We start from the raw sequence: 4,500 nt of genomic DNA on the forward strand, positions 1-4,500 counted from the left end.
CAGGATGTCGGCATCTCGATCACCGCCCTGGGGAGTGAGCAGCTGGCCCGGCTTGGCGTGACGAGCAGCATCGACATTGGCCGCATTACGCCGGGCGTCCACGTTTCGGGCAATTTCGGTGGCCAGACCGCACAATATACCATCCGCGGCGTCACCCAGAACGACTTCAGCGACGTGCTCGAAGGCCCGGTCGCGGTCTACTTCGACGATGGCTATATCGGCAGCCTCAGCGGCCAGATCTTCGGCACCTTCGACCTTGAGCGCGTGGAAATTCTGAAGGGGCCGCAGGGAACCCTGTTCGGACGCAATGCCACCGGCGGCCTGGTCCACTTCATTCCGCGCAAGCCGACCGACCAGCTTTCGATCAACGCGAACGCGACCTATGGCCGGTTCAACCAGACCCGCCTTGAAGCGGGTATCGGCGGCCCGCTGGGCAATGGCTTCTCTGGCCGCGCCACGATCCTGTACAATCGCCAGGATCCGATCTTCAAGAACATCTATCCGGTTGGAAACAGCGCGCCCGGTCCTGTGCCTGCCCGCTGCTGCGAGAACACCTGGAACGACAACACCCTCGGCGGGCGGTTGCAGCTCCAGTACGAAACGGGTGACTGGAAGATCCGCGTGCAGGGTTCGGCCCTGCGCAGCATCGCGTCGACCAGCCCGTACAAGTCCTTCCCCGCGGCGCCGGTGTTCAACAGCGACGGCCAGTTGATCGATACGATCAGGCTTCCCGAAACGGACCCGGTTCTGGGCGCCACTCAGCAGCCGCGCGACAACAACTACATCTCCCAGGCGATGGCGCTTGACGACCGCAACCGGATGCAGACCTACAACGCGGCCCTGCACATCGACGGGTCGATCGGTGCGGTCGATGTGGCCCTGATCACCGACTGGAAGCAGTTGAAGAAGTCGTTCCTGACTGACACCGCACTGGTGCCGGTAAACTTCCTGGGCGTCGCCAGCGATGCAAACACCCAGCAGTTTTCGCAGGAACTCCGGTTGTCCGGGAAAAGTGACAGCCTGAACTGGAGTGCAGGCGCCTATTATCTGAACCTCAATGCCAAGGACGCCAGCGGGTTCCTTGTTCCCGAGGGGTCGATCCTGGTCAATCCCCTTGGCTTGCCTCCGGGCGGCGGGGACCTGATCAACTTCAACCAGCTCAAGACGCAGTCCTTCTCGCTCTTCTCCCAGGTCGAATGGAAATTCGCTCCGCAGCTGACTTTGGTTGCCGGCGGACGAATCATCTTCGAACATCAAAGCTATTCCTACCGTTCGGCCCTGATCCAGAATGATCGCGACTATTATATCGACAGCGTCGAACTGGCTCCGCTGCCGGCCTATCAGAAGGCCGATGGCACGCTGATCTTCGATCCCTATCGCAACAAGCGGAGCAACAACCTGTGGGCCGGCAAGCTCCAGCTCGAATATCGGCCGAACTCCGACACCCTTGTCTATGTCGGCGTCAATCGCGGCGTGAAGGGCGGGGCCTACAACGCCAAGTACCAGGACGGCAGCCTCCCGCTTCTTGAATCCCAGATGGCCTACGGACCCGAAACGCTGTGGTCCTACGAAGCGGGCGTGAAGGCGACCTTGCTGGATGGCGCAGTCGTCGCCAATCTCGCGGCCTTCTATTATGACTACAAGAACTACCAGGCGTTCCTGTTCGTAAACTCGTCGGGTCTGGTCACGAACAGCCCGGCGACCAACTACGGCATCGAAGGCAGCCTCCAGATCAAGCCAACGGACCGGCTTCTGGTCAACCTTGGCGCGTCCGTCTTCCGGCCCAAGGTGAAGAATGTTGTCACCGCACCCGCCACGGCTACCGCGCCGGCCATTGTCAAGGACACCGAGCCTGCCTTCGCGCCCCGCGAGCAGTTCTCGGCGATCGTGAGCTGGACACCGCCCATTGCGAACGATGCGATTTCGCTGTCGGCAAATGCCAACTACACCGGGCGGTTCTTCAACAACCTGCGCAACTTCACCGGGGAAGTCACGAAGGGCTATATCCTGACCGCCGCCAATGTGGAGTGGAAGCTCACGCCCCAGTTCACCGCGGCTGCTTCGCTCGACAACATCTTCGACAAGCGGGTCAACGTGATCGGGTTCGATCTGGCGACCTTCTGCGGCTGCATGCATGAATCGTACAACCGCCCGAGGACCTGGAGAATTTCGCTGCGCTACGAACTATGAATAATACGAGCCTTGAGAGCGGGTTCGATCTGATTGAATTAGGCCGCTGCGCTTGATTCCTTGCATTCCGGGATTCTTGCGCAGCGATCTGTTCCAATCGTTTGGAAATCGCTCTAAGGTAATGAACGGGTACACCAAAGCTTGATGAGGGATACTTGTCGAGCTTTGGTCATTCCTGTTCAGGAATTCATCGATCACAGGACATGATCGTTCATCAGATCGGTGCCCTGTGTGCGAAATACTTAAAACTTCAGAGCGACGGCGCCAATGTTAATAAGGTGCCGCGCTTTGACGATTATGGTCCAGGAGACTGATCTTGCGTACGGTGACATCCTTTTGCAGAACTTGCACTGCTGGCTGCGGTACGAAACTGACTATTGACGATGAGGACCGGATCGTCAGCATTCGCGGCGACGAGAACAACGCGATGAGCCGCGGCTATGCCTGCTTCAAGGGCATTCACAGTCACGAAGCGCAATATAGCCCCGAACGCCTGCTGCATCCCCTGAAGCGCCAGCCGGACGGCACCTTCGCGCGCATCTCGATCGAGCAGGCGCTCGATGAGATTGCCGAGAAGATGAAGGTGATCATCGACCGTGACGGTCCCGAGGCGCTGGGCCTGTTCATCGGCAACGGGGCGAACTTCAACTCCGCCGCCTTCTCGATCCACTTGCCGTTCATGCAGGCGGTGGGATCGCGGCACTTTTTCACCACCAATACGCTCGACCAGTCCGCCAAGATGATTACCTATGAGCGCATGGGTTTCTGGGCAGCCGGCCCGCAGCGCTTCGATACCGCCGATGTGATGATGGTCTTCGGCAGCAACCCGCTGATCTCGCACGCATCGCTCAACTTCCTGATGGCCGATCCGGTCCGCACGATGAAGGCGGCGCGGGCGCGGGGCATGAAGCTCATCGTCATCGATCCCCGGCTGACCGAAACGGCGCGCTATGCCGACATCCACCTCCAGCCGATCCCGGGGCACGACGCGACGATCGCCGCGGGCATGATCCGCATGATCCTGGCCGAAGGCTGGGAGGACAAGGAGTTCTGCGAGCGCTATGTCGGCCCTGAGGGCATGGCCGCGCTGCGCGAGGCGGTCGAGCCGTTCAACGAGGAGATGGTGACGCACCGCGCCGGGTTGCCCGAGGGCCAGCTGCGCGCCGCCACCGAGATGTTCGCGCGCGATTCGAAGCGCGGGCCGGTTTCCACGGGGACGGGCAATAATTTCGGGCCGAACTCGAACGTGGCCCAGCATCTGGCAGACGCCATGAACGTCGTGTGCGGACGCTTCCTGCGCGAAGGGGACACCACGCTCGTCGAGATGCTCAGCCCCGAGGCGCCGATCTATCCGGAAGTGATCCCGCCCTCGCGCACCTGGGAGCATGTCCCGCCGAGCCGCATCCGCGGCGTTGGAACGCTGCTCAACCGCGAGGAAATGAGCGGAACGCTTCCCGACGAGATCCTTACTCCGGGCAAGGGACAGATCCGCGGCCTGCTGATCCAGGGCGGCAACCCCGTCGTTGCCATTCCGGGCCAGAAGAAAGTCGTTGAGGCGATGAAGTCGCTGGAACTCTCGGTGATGATCGACCCGTTCATGCACCAGACCTCGCAATATTGCGATTACATATTGCCGCCGAAAATGCCCTACGAGCGCGCGGACCTGCCGCTGACCATTCCCACCATCGTCTTCACCACCATCAACTGGATCCAGTATACGCCGGCCGCCGTGCCGCCGCCCGCGGGGTCCGAGCTGGTCGAGGACTGGCAGGTCTATACCGGCATCGCCAAGCGGCTCGGGCTGGAGATCGAATACAATCACACGACCAAGATCGACCTCGACACGGTGACCACCGACGACCTGCTTGCCATTCGCGCCGCCGATGGCCGGGTGAAGCTCGACGAGATGAAGCAATATCCGAGCGGCAATTCCTTCCCGTTCGCGTCCGAGCGGGTGGCGGCGCCTCGCCCGGAAGGCACGGCCAAATTCGACGTGATGCCCGCCGACGTGAGGGGCGAGCTCGAAGAGGCGCTGGCCTATGCCATCACGCCCGACAATATTGTCAGCAAGGGCAGGAAGTTCACCCACCTCGTCAGCTCCCGCCGGATGCGCCACATGTTCAACAGCGTCGGCACGATCGGCATGCCGAGCGTCCGGGCGAGGGCGAAGTTCAATCCAGCCTATATCCATCCGGCCGACATGGCTGAGCTGGGCATAGAGAATGGCGATCACATCGAACTGGAATCCGATGTCGGCAAGATCACCGCGATCGCCGAGGCGGACGAGACGATGCGTCCGGGCGTGATCTC

General features: G+C 61.1%; 2 protein-coding genes. Both read left to right on the top strand.

Annotation, left to right across the window (positions count from 1 at the left end):
- Positions 1–2,190: TonB-dependent receptor (locus tag MRBLSP13_RS17255; RefSeq protein WP_363755738.1), on the top strand; the 2,190-nt coding region annotated here is incomplete at its 5' end.
- Between the two features lie 325 nt (positions 2,191–2,515).
- A partial coding sequence (locus MRBLSP13_RS17260) for a molybdopterin-containing oxidoreductase family protein (RefSeq protein ID WP_363755740.1) occupies positions 2,516–4,500 on the top strand: 1,985 nt, incomplete at its 3' end.

Source organism: Sphingobium sp. LSP13-1-1.1, from assembly GCF_040676415.1.
Classification (GTDB): domain Bacteria; phylum Pseudomonadota; class Alphaproteobacteria; order Sphingomonadales; family Sphingomonadaceae; genus Sphingobium.